17 protein-coding genes and 1 rRNA gene are annotated in these 22,468 nt (G+C 72.8%); 15 read left to right on the forward strand and 3 right to left on the reverse strand.

Going from position 1 to position 22,468, the window contains the following annotated elements; translation table 11 throughout:
- Positions 1-3 precede the first annotated feature (3 nt).
- Both rrf and O3X23_RS41625 read left to right on the forward strand, forming a co-directional pair.
- Positions 4-120: ribosomal RNA gene (gene rrf, locus O3X23_RS41620) — 5S ribosomal RNA — on the forward strand.
- Positions 121-1,795: 1,675 nt separating this feature from the next.
- Positions 1,796-2,662 carry a hypothetical protein gene (locus O3X23_RS41625; RefSeq protein WP_269279801.1) on the forward strand — a complete coding sequence of 289 codons (867 nt, stop codon included), beginning with the start codon at positions 1,796-1,798 and terminating at the stop codon, positions 2,660-2,662.
- Positions 2,663-2,750: 88 nt separating this feature from the next.
- Here O3X23_RS41625 and O3X23_RS41630 read toward each other — a convergent pair whose 3' ends face one another.
- Entirely contained in the window at positions 2,751-4,019 is a 1,269-nt protein-coding gene (locus O3X23_RS41630) for a DUF1015 domain-containing protein (protein ID WP_269279804.1), read from the reverse strand.
- 74 nt (positions 4,020-4,093) lie between these two features.
- On the opposite strand from O3X23_RS41630, the gene O3X23_RS41635 reads away from it, so the two are divergent.
- Positions 4,094-5,113 carry an HAD-IIA family hydrolase gene (locus O3X23_RS41635; protein ID WP_269279808.1) on the forward strand — a complete coding sequence of 340 codons (1,020 nt, stop codon included), beginning with the start codon at positions 4,094-4,096 and terminating at the stop codon, positions 5,111-5,113.
- Between the two features lie 31 nt (positions 5,114-5,144).
- Here the strand turns inward: O3X23_RS41635 and O3X23_RS41640 are convergent, their stop codons facing one another.
- Positions 5,145-5,492 (reverse strand): SCP2 sterol-binding domain-containing protein, encoded by a 348-nt coding sequence (locus O3X23_RS41640; RefSeq protein WP_269279811.1) that lies wholly within the window; start codon positions 5,490-5,492, stop codon positions 5,145-5,147.
- A gap of 170 nt (positions 5,493-5,662) precedes the next feature.
- Here O3X23_RS41640 and O3X23_RS41645 point away from each other — a divergent pair, with 170 nt between their 5' ends.
- The 6 genes from O3X23_RS41645 (at position 5,663) to O3X23_RS41670 (ending at position 11,622) form a co-directional block, all read left to right on the forward strand.
- Positions 5,663-6,568, forward strand: a complete 906-nt coding sequence (locus O3X23_RS41645) for a histone (protein ID WP_269279814.1) — start codon at positions 5,663-5,665, stop codon at positions 6,566-6,568.
- Entirely contained in the window at positions 6,561-6,773 is a 213-nt protein-coding gene (locus O3X23_RS41650) for a hypothetical protein (protein ID WP_443048139.1), read from the forward strand. The genes O3X23_RS41645 and O3X23_RS41650 overlap by 8 nt, the downstream gene beginning before the upstream one ends.
- A gap of 7 nt (positions 6,774-6,780) precedes the next feature.
- On the forward strand, positions 6,781-7,587 hold the full coding sequence (locus tag O3X23_RS41655; protein ID WP_269279817.1) for a TlyA family RNA methyltransferase: 807 nt from the start codon (positions 6,781-6,783) through the stop codon (positions 7,585-7,587).
- A gap of 41 nt (positions 7,588-7,628) precedes the next feature.
- Positions 7,629-8,525 carry an NAD kinase gene (locus O3X23_RS41660; RefSeq protein ID WP_269279842.1) on the forward strand — a complete coding sequence of 299 codons (897 nt, stop codon included), beginning with the start codon at positions 7,629-7,631 and terminating at the stop codon, positions 8,523-8,525.
- Positions 8,526-8,577: 52 nt separating this feature from the next.
- Positions 8,578-10,320, forward strand: a complete 1,743-nt coding sequence (gene recN, locus O3X23_RS41665) for a DNA repair protein RecN (protein WP_269279821.1) — start codon at positions 8,578-8,580, stop codon at positions 10,318-10,320.
- 165 nt (positions 10,321-10,485) lie between these two features.
- Complete coding sequence (locus O3X23_RS41670) at positions 10,486-11,622, forward strand: glycosyltransferase family 4 protein (protein WP_269279825.1); 1,137 nt, start codon at positions 10,486-10,488, stop codon at positions 11,620-11,622.
- A gap of 62 nt (positions 11,623-11,684) precedes the next feature.
- Here O3X23_RS41670 and O3X23_RS41675 read toward each other — a convergent pair whose 3' ends face one another.
- Positions 11,685-13,496, reverse strand: a complete 1,812-nt coding sequence (locus O3X23_RS41675) for a glycoside hydrolase family 15 protein (protein ID WP_269279828.1) — start codon at positions 13,494-13,496, stop codon at positions 11,685-11,687.
- 413 nt (positions 13,497-13,909) lie between these two features.
- Here O3X23_RS41675 and O3X23_RS41680 point away from each other — a divergent pair, with 413 nt between their 5' ends.
- The 6 genes from O3X23_RS41680 to O3X23_RS41705 all read left to right on the forward strand — a co-directional run bounded on the left by O3X23_RS41680 (position 13,910) and on the right by O3X23_RS41705 (position 22,260).
- Entirely contained in the window at positions 13,910-15,562 is a 1,653-nt protein-coding gene (locus O3X23_RS41680; RefSeq protein WP_269279832.1) for a CTP synthase, read from the forward strand.
- Positions 15,563-15,654: 92 nt separating this feature from the next.
- Positions 15,655-16,278, forward strand: a complete 624-nt coding sequence (locus tag O3X23_RS41685) for an NUDIX domain-containing protein (RefSeq protein ID WP_443048140.1) — start codon at positions 15,655-15,657, stop codon at positions 16,276-16,278.
- 237 nt (positions 16,279-16,515) lie between these two features.
- Positions 16,516-18,939 (forward strand): tetratricopeptide repeat protein, encoded by a 2,424-nt coding sequence (locus O3X23_RS41690; RefSeq protein ID WP_269279835.1) that lies wholly within the window; start codon positions 16,516-16,518, stop codon positions 18,937-18,939.
- Positions 18,940-19,170: 231 nt separating this feature from the next.
- Positions 19,171-20,286, forward strand: coding sequence for an alanine dehydrogenase (gene ald, locus O3X23_RS41695; RefSeq protein WP_269279847.1), 1,116 nt, complete (start codon positions 19,171-19,173; stop codon positions 20,284-20,286).
- A 364-nt stretch (positions 20,287-20,650) separates the two neighbouring features.
- Positions 20,651-21,724, forward strand: coding sequence for a ParA family protein (locus O3X23_RS41700; protein ID WP_138353360.1), 1,074 nt, complete (start codon positions 20,651-20,653; stop codon positions 21,722-21,724).
- Positions 21,709-22,260 carry a hypothetical protein gene (locus tag O3X23_RS41705; protein ID WP_269279838.1) on the forward strand — a complete coding sequence of 184 codons (552 nt, stop codon included), beginning with the start codon at positions 21,709-21,711 and terminating at the stop codon, positions 22,258-22,260. The genes O3X23_RS41700 and O3X23_RS41705 overlap by 16 nt, the downstream gene beginning before the upstream one ends.
- The last annotated feature ends 208 nt before the right edge of the window (positions 22,261-22,468 follow it).

The following is a 22,468-nucleotide window of genomic DNA, read 5'->3' on the forward strand; positions in this document are numbered from 1 at the left end:
TGTTTCGGTGGTCATAGCGTTAGGGAAACGCCCGGTTACATTCCGAACCCGGAAGCTAAGCCTTTCAGCGCCGATGGTACTGCAGGGGGGACCCTGTGGGAGAGTAGGACGCCGCCGAACAATCTTTATGGACCCTCGGTCCCGGCCTCTGCGCTGGGACCGAGGGTCTTTTTGTTTTGCCCCACCGGTGCGCGGTCACTCGGCAGGTACGAGAGACTGGCACTACAGCAGCACGAACCAAGGAGTTACGACGATGTCCAACTCGCCCGAGGATCGGTCGGATCGGCCTGAGCGCCGGGATCCGCGACAGAGCGGTGGCGACCGGGGCGGTTTCCGCACCGGCGGCCCGCGCCGCGATGGCGACCGGGCGGCCGGCGGTTTCCGCCGGGATGACCGTCGTGACGACCGACCCCGCACCGACCGTCCGAGTTCCGACCGTCCGAACTCTGATCGCCCCCGTTCGGACCGTCCGCGTGAAGACCGCCCGCGTACGGACCGCCCGAGCGGCGACCGTGGTGGCAGCTTCCGTCGCGACGACCGCGGTGGCAGTTTCCGTCGTGACGACCGCCCGCAGGGTGACCGTCCGCGTTCCGGCCCCCCGAGTGGTGACCGTGGCGGCTTCCGCCGTGACGACCGTCCCCAGGGCGACCGCCCGCGCTTCGGCGCCCCCAGCGGTGACCGTCGTGACGGCCCGCCGCGTGGCGGCTCGCGCCCCGACGACCGTGGCGGCAGTTTCCGCCGTGACGACCGCCCGCAGGGTGACCGTCCGCGTTCCGGCCCCCCGAGTGGTGACCGTGGCGGCTTCCGTCGCGATGAGCGTCCGCAGGGTGACCGCCCTCGCTACGACCGCCCGAGCGGTGACCGTCCGCAGGGCGACCGTCGTGACGGCCCGCCGCGCGGTCCGCGCCAGGACGACCGTGGCGGCAGCTTCCGTCGCGACGACCGTCCCCAGGGTGACCGTCCGCGTTCCGGCCCCCCGAGTGGTGACCGTGGCGGCTTCCGTCGCGATGAGCGTCCGCAGGGTGACCGTCCGCGTTACGACCGCCCGAGCGGTGACCGTCCGCAGGGCGACCGTCGTGACGGCCCGCCGCGCGGTCCGCGCCAGGACGACCGCGGCGGCAGCTTCCGCCGTGATGACCGTCCGCAGGGTGACCGCCCTCGCTACGACCGTCCCAGCGGTGACCGTCCGCAGGGTGACCGCCCTCGTTACGACCGTCCCAGCGGTGACCGTCCGCAGGGCGACCGTCGTGACGGCCCGCCGCGCGGTCCGCGCCAGGACGACCGCGGCGGCAGCTTCCGTCGCGACGACCGCCCCCAGGGCGACCGCCCGCGTTCCGGCCCGCCCAGTGGCGACCGTGGCGGCAGTTTCCGCCGCGACGACCGCCCGCAGGGTGACCGTCCGCGTTACGACCGCCCCAGCAGCGACCGTCCCCGCGACGACCGCCGTGACGAGCGTCCCCGCGAGGACCGGCCGCGCTACGAGCGATCCGGTGGCGACCGTCCCGCCAACGACCGTCCCAGCAGCAGCCGGCCGAGCAGTGACCGGCCGAGCAGTGACCGTCCCCGCGAGGACCGTCGTGACGGGCCGCCGCGCGGTCCGCGTCAGGACGACCGCCGTGACGCGCCCCCGCGTGGGCCGCGTCGTGACGACGACCGTGGCCAGAGCCGCCGTCCGGCGGACGACAGCCGTGGACGGTTCGAGAGCGCCGGGCGCGAGGACCGCCGTGAGGAGCGGGAGCCGGTCAAGCGGCTGCCGATCCCGGACGACGTCACGGGTCAGGAGATCGACCCGAGCGTGCGCCAGGAGCTGATGAGCCTGCCCAAGACGCTCGCCGACGACGTGGCGCGCAACCTGGTCATGGTGGCCCAGCTGCTGGACGAGGACCCGGAGGCGGCCTACGAGTACTCCAGGATCGCCCTGCGGCTCGCCTCGCGTGTCGCCGCCGTCCGTGAGGCCGCGGGCTTCGCCTCGTACGCGACCGCTCGCTACGGCGAGGCGCTCGCGGAGTTCCGCGCCACGAAGCGGATGACGGGTTCCGTGGACCTGTGGCCCGTCATGGCGGACTGCGAGCGCGGCATGGGCCGCCCGGAGCGCGCGCTGGCGATGGCGGGTGCGCCGGAGGTGCAGAAGCTGGACAAGGCCGGCCAGGTCGAGATGCGGCTCGTCGCCGCGGGCGCCCGGCAGGACATGGGCCAGCCCGAGGCCGCGGTGGTGACGCTGCAGGGCCCCGAGCTGGCGGCCAACGGCATGAACCCGTGGACCGCGCGGCTGCGGTATGCCTACGCCGACGCACTGCTCGCCGTCGACCGCAAGGCCGAGGCGCGCGACTGGGTCGCCAAGGCGGCGGAGGCCGATCAGAGCGGCAGCACCGACGCCTCCGACCGGCTCGCCGAGCTGGACGGTGTCGCGTTCGTGGACGCCCTGGGCGCGGAGCACACGGAGCAGGACCCGGCGAAGTCCGCCGCGCCGGTCGACGCGCAGGACGACGCGGACGATGACGATGCGGACGACGAGGACGAGGACGACGAGGACGAGGACGACGAGGACGAGGACGACGTCGTCATCGCCGAGGCTGAGGTCGACGTCACGGACGAGGCCGACCCGGCGTCGTTCCTGGACTCGCCGTTCAAGGAGCCCGGTACGGGCAGCACCAAGGCCTGAGCGCTCGCACGACTGAGAGGCGGCACCCGCGGACATCCGGGGGTGCCGCCTCTTTTGCGTGCCGTCCCGGGAGCCGCCCGCTCAGCCGTCAGCCCAGTGCGAGACTGCGCATGACCAGGCCCGAGGCCGGTTTCGGCCCGAAGGACGTGGACTTGCGGGGCATCGTGACCCCCTGGCGGGCCAGCCGGCGGACCACGGCCTCGTCCACGGGGTGCATCAGCACCGCGGTGCCGCCGTGCCGCTCCGCCTGTTCGACGGCCGACTCCGACGTGTGCAGGTAGCTGATGTGCTCGGGGACGTCGGGTACCCGCCAGATGCCGTCGAGGAGCAGGCTGTGCAGGACCGCCGCGTCGAGCTCCCGCCATTCGCGCGGCTGGTCGTGCGGGACGGACCGGTCGAGGTGAGCCGGATCCGGCCGGTCGAGCAGACGGAACCGGCCGTCGCCCGCGAGCAGGAAGGCGTTGCCCTCCGCCGCGGCCCGTCCCAGGGCATCCAGCGCCACCGGCAGCGGCCCGTCGACGTCCCGCACGCGGAAGACGCCCCGGGCCGCCTCGACGGCGTCGGCGACCGGGAGCCGGGGGAGCACGCGGTGGATGGCCCGGACCCGCAGCGGGTAGTGGGCCGTGTCGACGAGGAGCACCAGGCCGCGGTCCCAGGGGCTCGGCCCGGACTGCTCCGCCTGCAGTTGCAGATAGGTCGCCCAGCGGTGGTGGCCGTCGGCGATGAGTGCCTGGCGGGGCGACAGGTCGGCGTCGATCGCGGCGAGGGTCTCCGGATCGGTGATCGACCACAGTTTGTGGCGGATGCCGTCCTCGGTGGTGGTGGCGAGCAGCGGTTCCGTGCCCGCCGTGCGGTCGACGATCTCCGCGGCGGGGCCGCCGCCCTGGTAGGCGAGCAGCAGCGGTTCGAGGTTGGCGCCGGTCGCGCGCATCAGGGCGGCGCGGTCGGCCACCGGGCCCGGCATGACGTCCTCGTGCGGGAGCACGATCCGCTCCGCGGGCGGGGTGAGCCGCAGGACTCCGATCAGGCCGCGCTGCAGGTGGTCACCGTCCCGCTGCTCGTACAGGTAGAGCCCTGGCTCCGGGTCGGCGGCGAGGACGCCCTCGCGCTGCCACAGCTCGAGGGCCGTGGCGGCCTGCCGGTGGCGGCTGGTGGGATCGGCGTTGTGGGGCAGGATGAGACGGACGACGTTGTGCGGGTCGGCGGTCTCCAGATGGCGCTGCCCGTCCGGCCGGACGACGACGTCGTACGGTGGCGAGGTGACCGCGGCCAGGCTGCCCACGCTCTCCGGCACGTAGCGGAGCCCGCGGAAGGGGGCGAGGCGCAGGCCGTCGGGAGCGGGTCCTGAAGTGGTCATCAGCGCATGCTACGTCGCCCGCGCCGATGGGCGATGATCAAGGTGATCGACGACATACGAGGAGCGGACACGCGATGACCCACCGGACCAGTCCGAGCGGTTGCGACCGGGCACTGGACGCGGCGTACGACACGGCCCTGCTCGATCTCGACGGGGTCGTCTACGCGGGCGGTGAGGCCATCGCGCACGCCGTCGAGTCGCTCGCCACCGCGCGGGAGCACGGGATGCACCTCGCGTACGTCACCAACAATGCGGCGCGTACTCCGGAGACGGTGGCCGGGCACCTGACGGAGCTGGGGGTGCCTGCCGGGGCGGAGGACGTGATCACCTCGGCGCAGGCGGTCGCCCGGCTGATCGCCGAGCAGGTGCCGGCGGGCTCGCGGGTGCTGGCGATCGGCGGCGAGGGGTTGCAGACGGCGCTGCGCGAGCGCGGTCTCGAGCCGGTGGCGTCGGCGGAGGACGATCCGGCGGCGGTGGTGCAGGGCTACGATCCCGAGCTGCGCTGGTCGCTGCTGGCGGAGGCCTCGTTCGCGGTGGCGCGCGGCGTGCCGTGGTTCGCGTCCAACACCGACCTGACGATTCCGAACCCGCGCGGTATCGCGCCGGGCAACGGCGCGGCCGTGGAGGTCGTCAGGATCGCGACCGGCGGCGAGCCGCAGGTCGCGGGCAAGCCGCAGCCGCCGATGCACCGCGAGACGATCCTGCGGACCGGCGCGAAGCGGCCGCTGGTGGTCGGCGACCGGCTCGACACCGACATCGAGGGCGCGACGGGCGCCGAGGTGGACTCGCTGCTGGTCCTGACGGGGGTGACGACGGCGGCGCAGTTGCTCGCCGCCGTGCCGAAGCACCGGCCGACGTACGTGGCGGCCGATCTGCGCGGGCTGCTGGAGCCGCAGCCGGAGGTCTCGGCCGACGGTGCCGGATCGACGTGCGGCGGGTGGACGGCCTCGGCGGACGGCGACGCGCTCACCGTGGACGGCGACGGTGACGCGGTTGACGGACTGCGGGCCCTCTGCGCGGCCGCCTGGGCGGCGGCCGGCGACGGGGCGTGCGAGCTGGACGCCGGAAAGGCGCTGGCCCGGCTCGGGTTCTGAGGGGCCTCGCGTTGCGTGGTGGCGGCCGCGGTCAGAGCAGTGAGCGCAGTTTCAGCAGGTCCCGCAGGCCGGCTTCCAGCTTGACGCGGCCGCTGCCCCACGCCTTGGCGAAGTTCAGTTGGCCCCCGACCAGGGCGACGAGATCGTCGCCGGCCATCACCAGCCGGATCTGCGCCTTCTCGGCGGGCGCGCCGGGCACCGTGGTCACGTCATGGATCCGGCCGTCCGTCAGGCGCCCGACGAACGTCGTGGCCAGGTCGGTGATGTGGCAGCTCAGCGAGCGGTCCAGGGACGTGGCGCTGCGGACGTCGCCACCCGCGCGCATGAGATTCGCCGACAGCTGGTCGAGTGCGCTCCGGCACTCCTCGATGGTCGCCATCGGTCGGGCGTCTCCCGTTCGGGTGGTGCGTACAGGCGCCGGGGTCGCCCGCGCCACGATCATGTGATCTGTTCGATCGACGGTACCTCAGGGCACCGTACGCCGTGAGCGGGGCAGTGCGGGTAGCGTCAGGTGCGGATACGTCAATGGCGAGGCGAGGAGTGAGGGCGATGCGGGACGCACTGCGTACCTGTCTGCAGATCGCGGGCGGCCTGACCGAGGCGACCCGGCGGCGGGCGGTGGGGGCGGCCAGGGAGCTGCTCGACCAGACCGGAATCGATGTGGAAGCCGTCCAGCGCAAGATCGGCGCGAGCATTCCGCCGGAGGTGCAGACGCTGGCGGACGAGCTGATGGCGGCCGGGCGGGCCAACCGCGACCTGCTGATCGGGCTGATCCGCGAGGAGGCCGACAAGGCGATGGCCCGGGTCGGACGGGTCGCCGACGAGGTGACGAAGGTCGGTGTGGTCCTGGAGACGCTGGAGCGCCGGGTCCGGAACCTCGAGGACGAGGAAGAGGACCAGGACGAGTCCGCGGGCTCCGGTTTCGGGACGGCTCCGACCGCCGGGACGGCACCGCTCTTCGAGCGGATCGCGGTCGATCCGATGGAGCCGGCAGAGCCGGCACCTCCGCTCCCCTCCGTCGACCCGGCGGCTCCTCCCGCGCCGGTTCGGGCGGTGAAGGCCGTACCGCCGGTGGAACCGGAGCCGAAGGTCCTCGCGAAGGCGAAGAAGGCCACCCCGCCCGCCGGGAAGCCGGCTCCCGCCGGGAAGACCGCTTCCCCGAAGAAGTCCTCCGCGGCCGGCGGGACGGCTCCGGCCACGAAGACCGCCGCGGCCGGGAAGCCGACGCCGGCGAAGAAGACGGCCACGGCGAAGGCGACGCCCGCGAAGAAGGCCGCTCCGGCGAAGAAGACCCCCGCCGCGAAGAAGCCCGCGCCCGCCAAGCCGGCCCCCGCTGCGAAGAAGGCGGCGCCCGCTAAGAAGCCCGCACCCGCTGCGAAGAAGGCGGCGCCCGCCAAGAAGCCCGCACCCGCGAAGAAGACCACCGACCGCAAGAAGGCAACCCCCGGTGAGTGAGCCGCTGCTCGCGGAGGCGCCGGCGGGCGCGATCGCTCCGCTGGGTCCGGCGCCCGCGCCGACCGGACAGGCCGCGGTCGACTCGCTGATGATGCGGCTGAGCGACGCCGACGACCTGCCGACCGCGGACCACATCGAGGTGTACGAGGATGTGCACCGTGGGCTGCGCGACGCGCTCACCGCACTCGACGACAACAGGAGCTGAACCGTACGTGGCACGACGCCGACTCGACGCCGAGCTGGTGCGCCGGAACCTGGCGCGCTCGCGTGAGCACGCCAGCCAGCTGATCGCCGCCGGGCGGGTCACCGTCGGCGGTGGCACCGCGACCAAGGCGGCCACGCAGGTGGAGACCAGCGCGGCCGTGGTGGTGGCCAAGGACGACAACGAACCCGACTACGTGTCGCGCGGCGGCCACAAGCTCGCGGGCGCGCTGGCCGCGTTCACCCCGCTCGGCCTGAAGGTGGAGGGGCGGCGCGCGCTGGACGCGGGGGCCTCCACCGGAGGCTTCACCGACGTGCTGCTGCGCAACGGCGCCGCGGGCGTCGTCGCCGTCGACGTCGGCTACGGTCAGCTCGCCTGGTCGCTGCAGAGCGACGACCGGGTCGTCATCAAGGACCGCACCAACGTGCGCGAGCTGACGCTGGAGCACATCGACGGCGTACCCGCGGACATCATCGTCGGCGACCTGTCGTTCATCCCGCTCGGCCTGGTGCTGCCCGCGCTGGTGCGGTGCGCCGCGCCCGACGCGGATCTCGTGCTGATGGTGAAGCCGCAGTTCGAGGTGGGCAAGGAGCGGCTCGGCACCGGCGGCGTCGTGCGCAGTACGCAGCTGCGCGCGGAGACCGTGCGGACGGTCGCGGGGCAGGGCGCGGCGCTCGGGTTGGGCGTCATGGGCGTCACCGCGAGTCCGCTGCCGGGACCGTCCGGCAATGTGGAGTACTTTCTGTGGCTGCGCGCCGGTGCGCCAGAACTGGACCCGGCGGATGTCGACCGTGCTGTGGCGGAGGGGCCTCGTTGACGAACACCGAAACGCAGGACTGTGCAGGGCCGAAGGGCCGCATGATCTTCCTGCTCACGCACACCGGGCGCCCGGCGGCGATCCGGAGTGCGGAGCGGGTCGTACTCGGCCTGCTGCGCTGCGGGATCGGGGTGCGGGTGCTGACGGACGAGGCGGCGGACCTGGCCGCCGAGCTGCCGCTGCCCGCCGAGGTGGAGCTGGTGACGGAGGGCGGTCCCGGGGCCGTCGAGGGCTGTGAGCTGATCATCGTCCTCGGGGGTGACGGGACGCTGCTGCGCGGCGCGGAGTTCGCGCGCGCCTCCGGGGTGCCGATGCTCGGGGTCAACCTGGGGCGGGTCGGGTTCCTCGCCGAGGCGGAGCGGGACGACCTGGACAAGGTCGTGGACCGGGTCGTCACCAAGCAGTACGAGGTCGAGGAGCGGATGACGCTCGACGTCCTGGTCCGCAACGACGGGCACGTGGTGCACACCGACTGGGCGCTCAACGAGGCGTCGGTGGAGAAGCAGGCGCGGGAGCGGATGCTGGAGGTCGTGACCGAGGTCGACGGCCGTCCCGTGTCACGGTTCGGCGGCGACGGCGTGGTCTGCGCGACCCCGACCGGATCGACGGCCTACGCCTTCTCGGCCGGCGGCCCGGTGGTCTGGCCCGAGGTCGAGGCCCTGCTGATGGTGCCGATCAGCGCGCACGCGCTGTTCGCGAGGCCGCTGGTGACCTCGCCGCGCTCGGTGCTGGCCGTCGAGGTGCAGCCCCAGACGCCGCACGGCGTGCTGTGGTGCGACGGCCGGCGCACCGTCGAGCTGCCCGCGGGGGCCCGCGTGGAGGTACGGCGGGGTGCCGTGCCGGTACGCCTCGCCCGGCTGCACCACGCCTCCTTCACGGACCGTCTGGTGGCGAAGTTCGCCCTGCCCGTCGCGGGCTGGCGGGGTGCCCCGCAGTAACCCGGTAGTACTTGAGACCGACCTCCGTCGCGCGCCGGGCCGCAAACCTCGTATGGTCGTATCCGTGTTGGAGGAGATGCGGATCCGGTCGCTGGGTGTCATCGAGGATGCCGTGGTGGAGTTTTCACCCGGCTTCACCGCGGTGACCGGCGAGACCGGTGCAGGTAAGACCATGGTCGTCACGAGCCTCGGCCTGCTGTTGGGCGGCCGGGCCGATCCCGCTTTGGTGCGGATCGGTGCGAAGGCGGCGGTGGTCGAGGGGCGGATCACCCTCGACCGGGGCTCGGCCGCCGCCGTCCGCGCCGAGGAGGCGGGGGCGGAACTCGACGACGGTGCGCTGCTGATCAGCCGTACCGTCTCGGCCGAGGGGCGGTCGCGGGCCCATGTGGGCGGGCGCTCCGTGCCGGTCGGGCTGCTCGGCGAGCTCGCCGACGACCTGGTGGCGGTGCACGGCCAGACCGACCAGCAGGGCCTGCTGCGCCCGGCCCGGCAGCGCCAGGCGCTGGACCGGTACGCGGGTGACGCCGTGGCCGGGCCGCTGGCGAAGTACGGGGCCGCCTACCGGCGGCTGCGGGAGGTGGCGGGCGAGCTCGACGAGCTGACCACCCGCGCCCGTGAGCGGGCGCAGGAAGCGGATCTGATCCGGTTCGGGATCGGGGAGGTCGCCGACGCCGAGCCGCTGCCCGGCGAGGACACCGAACTGGCCGCGGAGGCCGAACGGCTCGGCCACGCCGAGGCGCTGGCCTCCGCCGCGGCCATCGCGCACGCCGCGCTCGCGGGCAATCCGGAGGATCCGGAGGGCAACGACGCCAACACCCTCGTCTCCGGGGCCCAGCGCGCGCTGGAGGCCGTCCGCGCCCATGACCCGGCGCTCGCGGCGCTCGCCGAGCGCATCGGCGAGATCGGCATTCTCGTCGGCGACGTCGCCGGGGAGCTGGCGGGGTACGCGGACGACCTGGACGCCGACCCGCTGCGGCTCGCCGCGGTGGAGGAGCGGCGTGCGGTGCTCTCCCATCTGACGCGCAAGTACGGCTCCGACATCGACGGGGTGCTGGCCTGGGCCGAGCAGAGCGCCGCCCGGCTCGGTGAGCTGGAGGGTGACGACGAGCGGATCGCGGAGCTGGCCGGGGAGCGGGACGCTCTGCGGGCCGAGCTCGGGGACCTCGCGCAGGCGCTGACCGACGCCCGTACGGAGGCGGCGGACCGTTTCGCCGCCGCGGTCACCGCAGAGCTGGCCGAACTGGCGATGCCGCACGCCCGGGTCGGGGTGGCCATCCGGCAGACCGCCGACGCCGAGGGGATCCCGGTCGGCGGGGAACTCGTCGCGTTCGGGGCGACCGGCGCCGACGAGGTCGAGCTGCAGCTCGCCCCGCATCCCGGCGCCCCGGCCCGGCCGATCGCCAAGGGCGCGTCCGGCGGTGAGCTGTCGCGGGTGATGCTCGCCGTCGAGGTCGTCTTCGCCGGATCCGATCCCGTGCCGACGTATCTCTTCGACGAGGTCGACGCCGGGGTCGGCGGCAAGGCCGCGGTCGAGGTGGGCCGCCGGCTGGCGCGCCTCGCGCGGACCGCGCAGGTCGTCGTGGTCACCCACCTTCCGCAGGTGGCGGCGTTCGCCGACCGGCAGCTGCTGGTGGAAAAGACGAACGACGGTTCGGTGACCCGCAGCGGCGTCAAGGTTCTCGAAGGAGAGGACCGGGTGCGTGAGCTCTCCCGTATGCTCGCCGGGCTCGAGGACTCGGAACTGGGCCGGGCGCACGCCGAGGAGTTGCTGGCCGCGGCCCGCGCCACCAGCTGAGGGCCGGGTCCGGCACGGCGTGCGAGCGCACTCGTTCGAGTGATCCACGGCGCCCGTACCCGGGCCGGGAACCGGTCGGTGCCCACGGCATGCCGTAGGGGCCTGGCATCCTGGGGGTGTGGCGCAACAGCCGTCGTCCGACGCCGAGTCAGGAGCTGTACCCGGGTGAGCAGCACTCCGATCCCCTTGCGAGGACAGCTGCACGCCGTCCTGGTGCTGGGCGGGGCGGGCGGTCCCGCAGGTGCGCACGTCAGTTCGCTGGCGGCCGGTCTCGTCGCGCGCGGGGTGCGGGTCACGGTATGCGGCCCGGCCGCCGCCGAGAACGATTACGTCTTCGCCGGCACGGGCGCCCGTTTCGAGCCCGTGGAGATCTCGCGGCGGGCCGCCAGGTCGGACGCGACGGTCGTCGCGGAACTGCGGACGGCCTGCGCGGACGCCGACGTGGTGCACGCGCACGGACTGCGCGCCGGGTTGCTGTCGTCGCTGGCGCTCAGCGGCCGGCCGACCCCGCTCGTGGTGACGTGGCACAGCGCGAGCCTCGCCGAGGGGACCAGGGCCCGGCTGGTGCGCTGGCTGGAACGCCGGGTGGTGCGGGCCTCGGCCGTGGTGCTGGGGGCCTCGTCCGACCTGGTGGACCGGGCCAGGACGCTGGGCGCCCGGGATGCCCGGCTGGCTCCGGTCGCGGTGCCCGTTCCGCGGGCCGCGGCGCCGGAACCGCCGCGCGACGCCGAGCTGATGCGGCAGAAGACGCGCGCCGAGTTCGGTGCGGTGGACCGGCCGCTGGTGCTGGCCGTCGGCCGGCTGGAGCCGCACAAGGGCTACGACGTCCTGCTGGACGCCTGCCGCATGCTGGTCGACCACGACCCGCGGCCGCTGGTCGTCGTCGCGGGAGAGGGCTCGCGGCGGGCCGCGCTGGAGTGGCGGATCGACACCGAACGGCTGCCCGTCCGGCTGATCGGCCGCCGGACCGACGTCATGGACCTGCTGGCCGCCGCCGACGTGGTGGTCCTGCCGAGCCGGTGGGAGGCGCGCGCCCTGATCGCGCAGGAGGCCCTGCACGCGGGGGTGCCGCTGGTCGCCACCGCGGTCGGCGGGATTCCCGAACTCGTCGGCGACGCGGCGGAACTGGTGCCGTACGGCGATCCGGGGGCGCTGGCCCGAGCGGTGGCCGGGCTGCTCGACGATCCGGAGCGGCGGCTGGCGCTCGCCGCCGCCGGGCGGGACCAGGCCGCGACCTGGCCGACCGAGGACGACACGGTCGCCCAGGTGCTGAGCATCTACGACGAGCTGGCGCAGCGCTGAGCCCCGGGGAAACGGAGGAGGGCGGGCCCCAGGGGCCCGCCCTCCGTGCGTCCCGTGCGAGGTCAGCCGCCGCCGTACGCGCCGCAGGCACTCAGCCGCAGGGCCGTGTCGATGAGCGGCACGTGGCTGAACGCCTGCGGGAAGTTGCCGACCTGGCGCTTGAGCCGCGGGTCCCACTCCTCGGCGAGCAGCCCGAGGTCGTTGCGGAGCGCCAGCAGCTTCTCGAACAGCTGCCGGGCCTCGTCCACCCGGCCGATCATCGCCAGGTCGTCCGCCATCCAGAACGAACAGGCCAGGAAGGCCCCTTCGTCGCCCGGCAGCCCGTCGAGGTTGTCGTCGCCGCTGCTGGTCGGGTAGCGCAGGATGAAGCCGTCCTCGGTGCTCAGCTCGCGCTGGATCGCCTCGATGGTGCCGATGACGCGCTTGTCGTCCGGCGGCAGGAAGCCCATCTGCGGGATGAGCAGCAGCGAGGCGTCCAGCTCCTGGGAGCCGTAGGACTGCGTGAAGGTGTTGCGCTCCTTGTCGTAACCCTTCTCACACACGTCCCGGTGGATGTCGTCGCGCAGTTCGCGCCAGCGCTCCAGCGGACCGTCCGCCTCGCCCGACTCGATGAGCTTGACGGTGCGGTCCACCGCGACCCAGGTCATCACCTTGGAGTGCACGAAGTGCCGGCGGGGGCCGCGCACTTCCCAGATGCCCTCGTCCGGCTCGTTCCAGTGCGATTCGAGGTAGCGGATCAGCTTGAGCTGCAGCAGGCTCGCGTAGTCGTTGCGGGCGAGACCGGTCATATGGGCCAGGTGCAGGGCCTCGGTGACCTCGCCGTAGACGTCCAGCTGCAGCTGGTGCGCCGCGCCGTTGCCGATCCGGACCGGGGTGGAGCCCTCGTAACCGGGCAGCCAGTGCAGCTCGTTCTCGCCGAGCTCGCGCTCGCCGGCGATGCCGTACATGATCTGCAGGTTCTCCGGGTCGCCGGCCACCGCCCGCAGCAGCCACTCCCGCCAGGCACGTGCCTCGTCCCGGTAGCCGGTGCGCAGCAGCGACGACAGCGTGATCGCCGCGTCGCGCAGCCAGGTGAAGCGGTAGTCCCAGTTCCGGACCCCGCCGATGTCCTCGGGCAGCGAGGTCGTGGGAGCGGCGACGATGCCGCCGGTGGGCCCGTACGTCAGGCCCTTGAGGGTGATCAGCGAGCGGACCACGGCGTCCCGGTAGGGGCCGTGGTATGTGCACTGGTCGACCCATTCCCGCCAGAACTGCTCGGTGGACTCCAGCGAGGCCTCCGGCTCCGGCAGCGACGGCGGCGGGCGGTGCGAGGGCTCCCAGCTGATGGTGAAGGCCACCCGCTCACCCGGTGAGACGGTGAAGTCCGAATACGTCGTGAGGTCCTCGCCGTACGTGTCGACGTCGGTGTCCAGCCAGACGGAGTCCGGCCCGGCCACCGCGACCGTGCGGTCGCCGACCTTGTGCACCCACGGCACGATCTGACCGTAGGAGAAGCGCATCCGCAGCGCGGAGCGCATCGGCACCCGTCCGCTGACGCCCTCCACGATACGGATCAGTTGCGGCGCGCCGTCGCGGGGCGGCATGAAATCGATCACCCGCACCGTTCCGCGCGGGGTGTCCCACTCGGATTCCAGCACGAGCGAATCGCCCCGGTATCGCCGACGCGTCGACGTCGGCGGACCGGTTCCGGGGGCGTGGGCCGGGCCCAGCCTCCAGAATCCGTGCTGCTCGGTTCCGAGCAGGCCGGCGAAGACCGCGGGGGAGTCGAACCGGGGCAGGCACAGCCAGTCGACCGTCCCGTCCCGGCAGACCAGTGCAGCGGTCTGCATATCGCCGATGAGTGCGTAATCCTCGATGCGCCCGGCCACCTGCATCTCCAGTCGAATGACGGCGCCGGCCTCGTAGGGCCGGTCTTGCGGTCTGGGGATTTTCGACGAGCTCGTGTTCCGGGAGCGGGCGGGGTTGATGCCGTGCCGGCCGGCTCGCAGCGATGTGTCCGAGCAGGATACGTCGTCGGGGAGGCAGGTGCGCGCGTGACGGTGGTCTTCACTGGGCCGGTCGGGTGCACTTGTTCCGCTCATGCCCGAGCATGCCATGAGTCCCCTTGCGAGCTGCTAAAAGCAGGCTAGGCCGTGTCTGGTGTCGTCGCCGCCGGACACAGGCCCTCGTGGTCGCTGATACCCTGGTAGCCCGTGGGCCGGTGGGCTGAACCACTGAACCGCCGCGACGGCACTCCCCCTGATTCCGTGCCGTCCCGACCTCACCTCGCGACCACGGGAGCCCCCTCTTGGCAATTGCGCCCAAATCCACGACGACCAAGCACCTCTTCGTCACCGGGGGTGTCGCGTCCTCCCTCGGCAAGGGCCTGACGGCCTCCAGCCTCGGTGCGCTGCTGAAGGCGCGCGGCCTCCGGGTCACCATGCAGAAGCTCGACCCGTACCTCAACGTGGACCCGGGCACGATGAACCCGTTCCAGCACGGTGAGGTCTTCGTCACCGACGACGGCGCCGAGACCGACCTGGACATCGGCCACTACGAGCGCTTCCTGGACGTCAACCTCGACGGCTCGGCGAACGTCACCACCGGCCAGATCTACTCCACGGTCATCGCCAAGGAGCGGCGCGGCGAATACCTCGGCGACACCGTCCAGGTCATCCCGCACATCACCAACGAGATCAAGTCCCGGATCCGCCGCATGGCGACCGACGACGTGGACGTGGTGATCACCGAGGTCGGCGGCACCGTCGGCGACATCGAGTCGCTGCCCTTCCTGGAGTCCGTCCGCCAGGTCCGGCACGAGGTCGGCCGCGACAACGTCTTCGTCGTCCACATCTCGCTGCTCCCGTACATCGGCCCGTCCGGTGAGCTCAAGACCAAGCCGACCCAGCACTCGGTCGCGGCCCTGCGCAACATCGGCATCCAGCCCGACGCGATCGTGCTGCGCGCCGACCGGCCGGTGCCGGACGCCATCAAGCGCAAGATCTCGCTGATGTGTGACGTGGACGAGGACGCGGTCGTCGCCTGTGTCGACGCCCCGTCGATCTACGACATCCCCAAGGTGCTGCACACCGAGGGCCTGGACGCGTACGTCGTCCGCAAGCTGGACCTGCCGTTCCGCGACGTGGACTGGACCCAGTGGGACGACCTGCTCAAGCGGGTCCACCAGCCCGCGCACCAGGTCACGGTCGCGCTCGTCGGCAAGTACATCGACCTGCCCGACGCGTACCTGTCGGTGACCGAGGCGCTGCGAGCCGGCGGTTTCGCCAACAACGCCAAGGTCACCATCAAGTGGGTCACCTCGGACGAGACCCGGACACCGGCCGGCGCCAGGAAGCACCTCGCCGACGTCGACGCGGTCTGCGTGCCCGGCGGCTTCGGCGACCGCGGTGTCGAGGGCAAGGTCGCGGCGATCACCTACGCCCGCGAGAACAAGATCCCGCTGCTGGGGCTCTGCCTGGGCCTGCAGTGCGTCGTGATCGAGGCGGCCCGTTCGCTGGCCGGCATCCCGGACGCGAACTCCACCGAGTTCGACCCCACGACGGCCCACCCCGTCATCTCGACGATGGCCGAGCAGCTCGACATCGTGGACGGCAAGGGCGACCTGGGCGGCACCATGCGGCTGGGGCTGTACTCGGCGAAGCTCGCCGAGGGCTCCATCGTGCGCGAGGTGTACGGCGACGCGCCGGTCGCCGACGAGCGCCACCGCCACCGCTACGAGGTCAACAACGCCTACCGGGCGGAACTGGAGACCAAGGCCGGACTGGTCTTCTCCGGTACCTCGCCCGACAACAAGCTGGTGGAGTACGTCGAGTACCCGCGCGAGGTGCACCCGTACCTCGTCGCCACTCAGGCGCACCCCGAGCTGAAGTCCCGCCCGACGCGCCCGCACCCGCTCTTCGTGGGTCTGGTCGCGGCGGCGGTCAAGCGCCAGCAGGGCTGATCATCGATTGATCGGTACGGTGCTGGGGACGGATCTTCGTGATCCGTCCCCAGCACCGTTTTTCGCGTCTCACCGGTTCCACGGAGGGCATCATGCTGCAGGACATCGCCGAGGAGTGGCAGGTCACCGCGACCTCGACACCGTTCTCCGGGGCCAAGACGAGCGTCCGCACGGACGCGGTCGTCATGCCGGACGGCTCCACCGCCAAGCGCGACTACCAGATCCACCCGGGCTCGGTGGCCGTGGTCGCGCTCGACGAGGACGGCTGCGTCCTGGTGCTGCGCCAGTACCGCCACCCCGTGCGGCACAAGCTGTGGGAGGTGCCCGCCGGGCTCCTCGACGTGCCCGGGGAGAACCCGCTGCACGCGGCGCAGCGCGAGCTCTACGAGGAGGCGCACGTCAAGGCGGGGGAGTGGCGGGTGCTCGCCGATCTCTACACGTCGCCCGGCGGCAGCGACGAGGCGGTCCGGATCTTCCTGGCCCGCGACGTCTCCGAGGCGGAGGGTGAGCGGTTCGACGTCTCCGAGGAGGAGGCGGACATGGAGTTCGCCCGGGTGCCGCTCGCCGAACTGGTGCGCGACGTGCTGGCCGGACACGTCCACAACACCTGCCTGGTGGCCGGCGTCCTGGCCCTGCACGCCGCGCTGTCGGGCGACGGGCTGGACGTGCTGCGACCCGCCGACGCCCCCTGGCCCGCCAGGCCCTACACGGCCTAAGGGCCTTCGGCGCGCCGCTGATCCGATTCAGTGATCATTGCGCGCACCGGCTGGGCGAGGGCCCCGGGGCGGGCATGTCCCCGTGCGCCGGGTCCGGCCGTTCGGACGACACTTCCGGACGCCGCGCGAGGTCGCGCGGTGGCCGTTCGTGATCGCCCCGGCAGGGCCTAGGCTCGATGGTGTTCCCGCTCGCAGCGGCGGCGGGCTCGTGCGCGCAGGCAGAACGGGAGTGTGCCCGTGGCGGATCAGGTGCTGGACGCCGGTGAATCGGTGACCGACGCGGACTTCGTGCCGTCACCCGGCCATGGGCCGGAAGCGACGGCGACGGCCCCGCCGCCACCGCCGGCGCCGGGCTGCGCCCTGCCCGAGGACGTGCCGCACTTCGCCGGGCGCCGCAGGGAACTGGACGGGCTGCGGGCCGACATCGACCGGCCGGGCCTGGCCACCCTGGGCGGTCGGGTGGCGGACGGCAGCCGCGTCCTGCTCGTCGCGGGACGGCCCGGCTCCGGGCGGACCGCCCTCGCCGTCCACCTCGCCCGGGACGTGGCCGCGCGCTACGCCGACGGGCAGCACTTCGTACGGCTCACCGGCAGCGGCGGCGAGCGCACGCCGCCGGAACAGGCCGCGCGGGCCCTGCTGCGGGCGATCGGCGCCGCGTCGCCGGCGCCGGAGGTGGATCCCGGCGAGGTGTTCGCGGCACTGCGGGCCGCGCTCGCGGGCCGCAGCACCGTCCTGGTGCTCGACGACGTCTCGCACGCCGACCAGCTGCTGCCGCTGCTGCCGGAAGGGCCCGGCAGCCTGGTGGTGGCGACGTCGGAGGGGCCGCTGCCCGGGGTCCCGGACGTCCGGCCCTGCACCCTCGGCGGGCTGGACACCGCCGCCTCCGTCGACCTGCTCTCGCAGGCGATCGGTTCGGTCCGGGTCACCTGCGACCCGCGGGCGGCCGAGACCCTCGTCCAGGAGTGCGCCGGGCACCCCACCGCGCTGCGACTGGTCGCCGCCTGGCTCGCCGCCCGGCCTCGGCTGTCGGTGACCGACGCCACGAGCCGGCTGCGCGAGGTTCCCGACGAGCCTTCGCCTCCGGCGATGGCCGTGCCGAAGGGGCCCGAGGCCGGGCCGGGCGCCGTGCCGATGGTGCGCCCCGGGGCCGCTTCCCGGACCGACTCCGAGGCTGTCCCCAGGACCGGGCTCACGTCCGGACCGGAAAACGCGCCCGAGTCCGGGTCCAGGACCGGGTCCAGGACCGGGTCCAGGACCGCGTCCAGGACCGGGCCCGAGTCCGAGCCGAGGAGCGGGTCGAAGGCCGGCCTCGAGAAAACCGGTCCGGCGACCGGGGAGCCGGATTCCGCGGGCCGGGACGCGACCCCGGCCGCTCCCGCGCCGGAGGCGTCACCGCGCGCCACCGCGCCGCCCCAACTGGTGCGCGCCTTCCGGCTGGTCTACGGCTCGCTGCCGTCCACCGCCGGCCGGATGCTGCGGCTGCTGGCGCTCGCGCCGGCCGGACTGGTGGACTCCCACATCGCCTCGGCGCTGGCCGGCTGCTCGGTGACCGCCGCGCAGAGCACGCTGGACGACCTCGCCGCGCACGGCCTGCTGCACGCCGACCCGGTGGAGCCGCCGCTGCCGCCGCAGTACCGGGTGCCCGGCTGCCTCGAACCGCTGCTGCGCGCCCTGCTGGAGACCCGGGACCGGGCGGGCGAGGTGCAACTTGCCCGGGCGCGGATGCTGGAGCGGACGGTGCGGCTGCTGCAGTCCTGCCGCCTCACGCTGGAGCCCGACGGGCATCCCGGCCGCGCCTCGCTGGAGGGCCTGCCGCGTTCGATGCGCTTCGCGTCGCGCCCGGCCGCCGCCGTCTGGCTGCGGGCCCGCCTGCCCGCGCTGCTCGCCGCGGCCCGCGCGGCGGTCGCCGACGGGGAACTCGACACCCTGGCACGCCGGTTGGTCGCCAACCTGGTGCGGGCCCTGGGAATGGACCTCGGGGACCGGGAGACGGCGACGAGCCGCTACCAGCTGCACGCCCTGGTGCTCGACGTGGCGACCCGCCGCGGCCTGCCCCGCGAGAAGGCGGCGGCGCTGATCAACCTCGCCGACCTCGACGTGGAGGCCGGCAGGACCCGGCAGGCGCTGGACCGCTACCGGCTGGCGCTGGGCGAGGCGCGGGCCGGGGACGACGGGGAGGCCGAAGGCCGCGCCCTGGAGGCCATCGGCGGCACGTACCTGGAACTCGACGACCCGCAGCGGGCCGCGGACTGGTACGGCAGGGCGCTCGCGCTGCGGCAGGCCCGCGGGGAGACCGGCCACGCCGCCCGGCTGCACGGCCGCCTCGGCGCGCTGCACACCTACGGCGGCCGGTACGGCACCGCGCTGCGCGAGTGGCGGGCCGCCGCGGGTGCCCACCGGCGGCTCGGCGACGTGCCGGCCCAGGCCCGCGCGCTGAGCGAGGCCGCCCGCGTCCAGGAGTACGCCGGCCACCCCGAGGACGCTCTGCGGACCTGCCGTGACGCCCTGTACTGGGCCCGTCAGGCCGGCGACAAACGGCTGGAAGGGGCCGTGCTGCTGCGGATGGCCGACACCCTCGACCGGCTCGGCGACCCGGGCGGCGCGCGCTTGCAGCGCGCGGTCGCGAAGCGCCTGCTCAGCCCGGGTGAGGTCGTCGACTGAGCGGGTCCGAAAAACGGTGGCCTGAAGGCGTCAGCGCCCCAGACCTACGAATCTGTCAGCGTTCTCGGTCAAACTAATCACTTTGTAAGGCTAGACAGGAAGTCTTCCTTCACTAGACTTGGCTCCGCCGCGCACATCGCGGTCAGGTCCGACGTGTGACGCTTTCTCGCGCCATGTACGGACAGCTGCAGCCATCCCTGTCTTCCAATGAGTGCAAGGACCGTGATCGACGTGAAGGTCGGCATCCCCCGCGAGGTCAAGAACAACGAGTTCCGCGTGGCCATCACCCCCGCCGGCGTGAATGAGCTCGTGCGCCACGGACATGAGGTCTACGTGGAGCAGGGCGCCGGTCTCGGCTCCTCCATCCCCGACGCCGAGTACACCGGCGCCGGCGCGAACATCCTGAGCACCGCCGACGAGGTGTGGGCCACCGCCGATCTGCTGCTGAAGGTCAAGGAGCCGATCGCCGAGGAGTACCACCGCCTCCGCAAGGACCAGACGCTCTTCACGTACCTGCACCTGGCCGCGTCCCGCGCCTGCACGGACGCGCTGCTCGAGTCCGGCACCACCGCCATCGCGTACGAGACGGTGGAGACCGCGAACCGCGCCCTCCCGCTGCTCGCCCCGATGTCCGAGGTGGCCGGCCGGCTCGCCCCGCAGGGCGGCGCGTACCACCTGATGCGCTCGGTCGGCGGCCGCGGCGTGCTGCCCGGCGGCGTCCCCGGCGTCCAGGCCGGCAAGGCCGTCGTCATCGGCGCCGGCGTCTCCGGCTGGCACGCGACCACCATCGCGCTGGGCATGGGCTTCCACGTCACCCTGCTCGACAAGGACATCAACAAGCTGCGCGAGGCCGACAAGATCTTCGGCACCCGCGTCCAGACCATCACCTCCAACGCCTTCGAGCTGGAGAAGGCCGTGCTGGACGCGGACCTGGTCATCGGCGCGGTGCTGATCCCTGGCGCGAAGGCGCCCAAGCTCGTCACCAACGAGCTGGTCTCCCGCATGAAGCCGGGATCGGTTCTTGTCGACATCGCGATCGACCAGGGCGGCTGCTTCGAGGACTCGCGTCCGACCACGCACGCCGACCCGACCTTCGAAGTCCACAACTCGGTCTTCTACTGCGTCGCCAACATGCCCGGCGCGGTGCCCAACACCTCGACCTACGCGCTGACCAACGCCACGCTGCCCTACATCGTGGAACTCGCCAACCGCGGCTGGCGCGAGGCGCTGCGCCGCGACGCCGCGCTCGCGCTCGGCCTCAACACCCATGAGGGACAGGTCGTTTACGGTCCGGTCGCCGAGGCGCACGACCTGCACAGCACGGACCTGCACACGCTGCTGGGCTGATCAGCGCGCGTGTGACGGGCGGGCGACGCGCCGCGAAACGTCTACACGTCAACACGGCGACAACGGCCGGGCCTTGGGAGTCCCAGGGCCCGGCCGACTGCGTCGAACGTACCAGTTTCACCGTTTCGTACCCCGCTGAAACATCCTCGACGAGGTGCTTACGCCCTTGACAGCGGGGGGTTCGGTTGCCGACACATCGTGCCGTGTCCGGCGGATTGTGTTGCTGTGAACCACTGACACGCCATAGAGTCGCCAACCGTCGGCATGCTGTCGTGCTGACCTATCGAGAAGTTTCCTGGTCACCAAGGAGGTAAGACGACTTGTGAATGAGTCGACATTTGCTCCCGGGGGTGGTCAACCAGGAATGACCGTTCAGGTCGAGAGCCCCAACAGGCTCGAGACCGTCGGTTCCGTCGCGGTCCGCACCTTCGAGGCACGCCGGGCCGACAAGAACACGGAGACGCACCCCACACACGCCATGGCGCCATACGAGGACGATCTGCAGGACGGTCAGTTCTACGACCCAGACGCGGAGTACGAGCCGGATCCCGAATACGCGGCCACACTCGCCCCGGACGCTGCCCGTCAGCGCCGCGAGCGGGTCGGTCCGACGGGACGTCCCCTTCCGTACTTCCCGATCCCCAATCCGCTCACCGACCACGGCCCGGCGAAAATCGTCGCGATGTGCAACCAGAAGGGCGGGGTCGGCAAGACGACCTCGACCATCAACCTGGGTGCCGCGCTCGCCGAGTACGGCCGCCGGGTACTCCTCGTCGACTTCGACCCGCAGGGCGCGCTCTCGGTCGGACTCGGCGTCAACCCGATGGAACTCGACATCACCGTCTACAACCTGCTGATGGAACGCGGGTTGGCGGCGGACGAGGTGCTGCTGAAGACCGCGGTGCCCGGTATGGATCTGCTGCCGAGCAACATCGACTTGTCGGCGGCCGAGGTCCAACTGGTCAGCGAGGTGGCGCGCGAGTCCACACTGCAGCGCGCCCTCAAGCCGCTGATGGCCGACTACGACTACATCGTCATCGACTGCCAGCCCTCGCTCGGCCTGCTGACCGTCAACGCGCTCACCGCGGCGCACTCGGTGATCGTGCCGCTGGAGTGCGAGTTCTTCGCACTGCGCGGTGTCGCCCTGCTCACCGAGACCATCGAGAAGGTCCGGGAACGGCTCAACCCCGAACTCGAACTCGACGGCATCCTCGCCACCATGTACGACTCGCGCACGGTGCACAGCCGTGAGGTGCTCGCCCGGGTGGTCGAGGCCTTCGACGAGCACGTGTTCCACACGGTCATCGGCCGTACGGTGCGCTTCCCGGAGACCACCGTCGCCGGCGAGCCGATCACCACGTACGCGTCCAACTCCGTGGGCGCAGCCGCCTACCGTCAGCTCGCCAGGGAGGTGCTCGCCCGGTGTCACGCCGAGTGAGTCTCCCGGGTGCGGACGAACTGTTCCGCACCACCGGGGGCATGGGGCTGCAGGCCTCCCAGCCCCGTAAGCACGCCAACGGGGACGCTCAGAAGGCCGCTGGGGCCGACGGACGGCTGCGGCCGGTGCCCGACGCCCCGGCGGACGGGAACGAGCCGCAGACGGGCACAGCGCCCGACGGCGGCGGTCAGGACGGGAACCAGACCGAGCACAGTGGCCGCGAGGGGATCCCTCAGGGCCGTCGTCCGCAGGTCGCCGGCCAGCCGCCGACGGCTCCGGTGCCGGCCCAGCAGACGCGCCGCAAACAGCAGCGGCCGCGCCCCAGCGGCCGTGAACGGCACGACGAGAAGATCACCGTCTATGTCTCCGCCGAGGAGCTGATGGATCTCGAACACGCGCGGCTCGTGCTGCGCGGTGAACACGGCCTGGCGATCGACCGCGGCCGGATCGTCCGCGAGGCGGTCGCCGTGGTGCTGGCGGATCTGGAGTCCCGCGGTGACGCGAGCATCCTGGTGCGCCGACTGCGGGGCCGCTGAGCCACCGGGTGGAGGTCGGCGTGGCCTCGGCGACGTCGGACGGGGCGGCTCAGTAGGCTCCCTGCCGGGGGGCCGCCCCCGCCGACCCCGCACGATGGACAGCGATGCCGATCACCGACGCCGACGCCCCCCAGCCGCCCCGCCGAGCCCTCGGCCAGGGGCCGGGCCGCGCGGGCTCGGCAGCGGAACCGGCCGCCGTGCCGGAGCC

Source organism: Streptomyces sp. H39-S7 (assembly GCF_027158205.1).
Classification (GTDB): domain Bacteria; phylum Actinomycetota; class Actinomycetes; order Streptomycetales; family Streptomycetaceae; genus Actinacidiphila.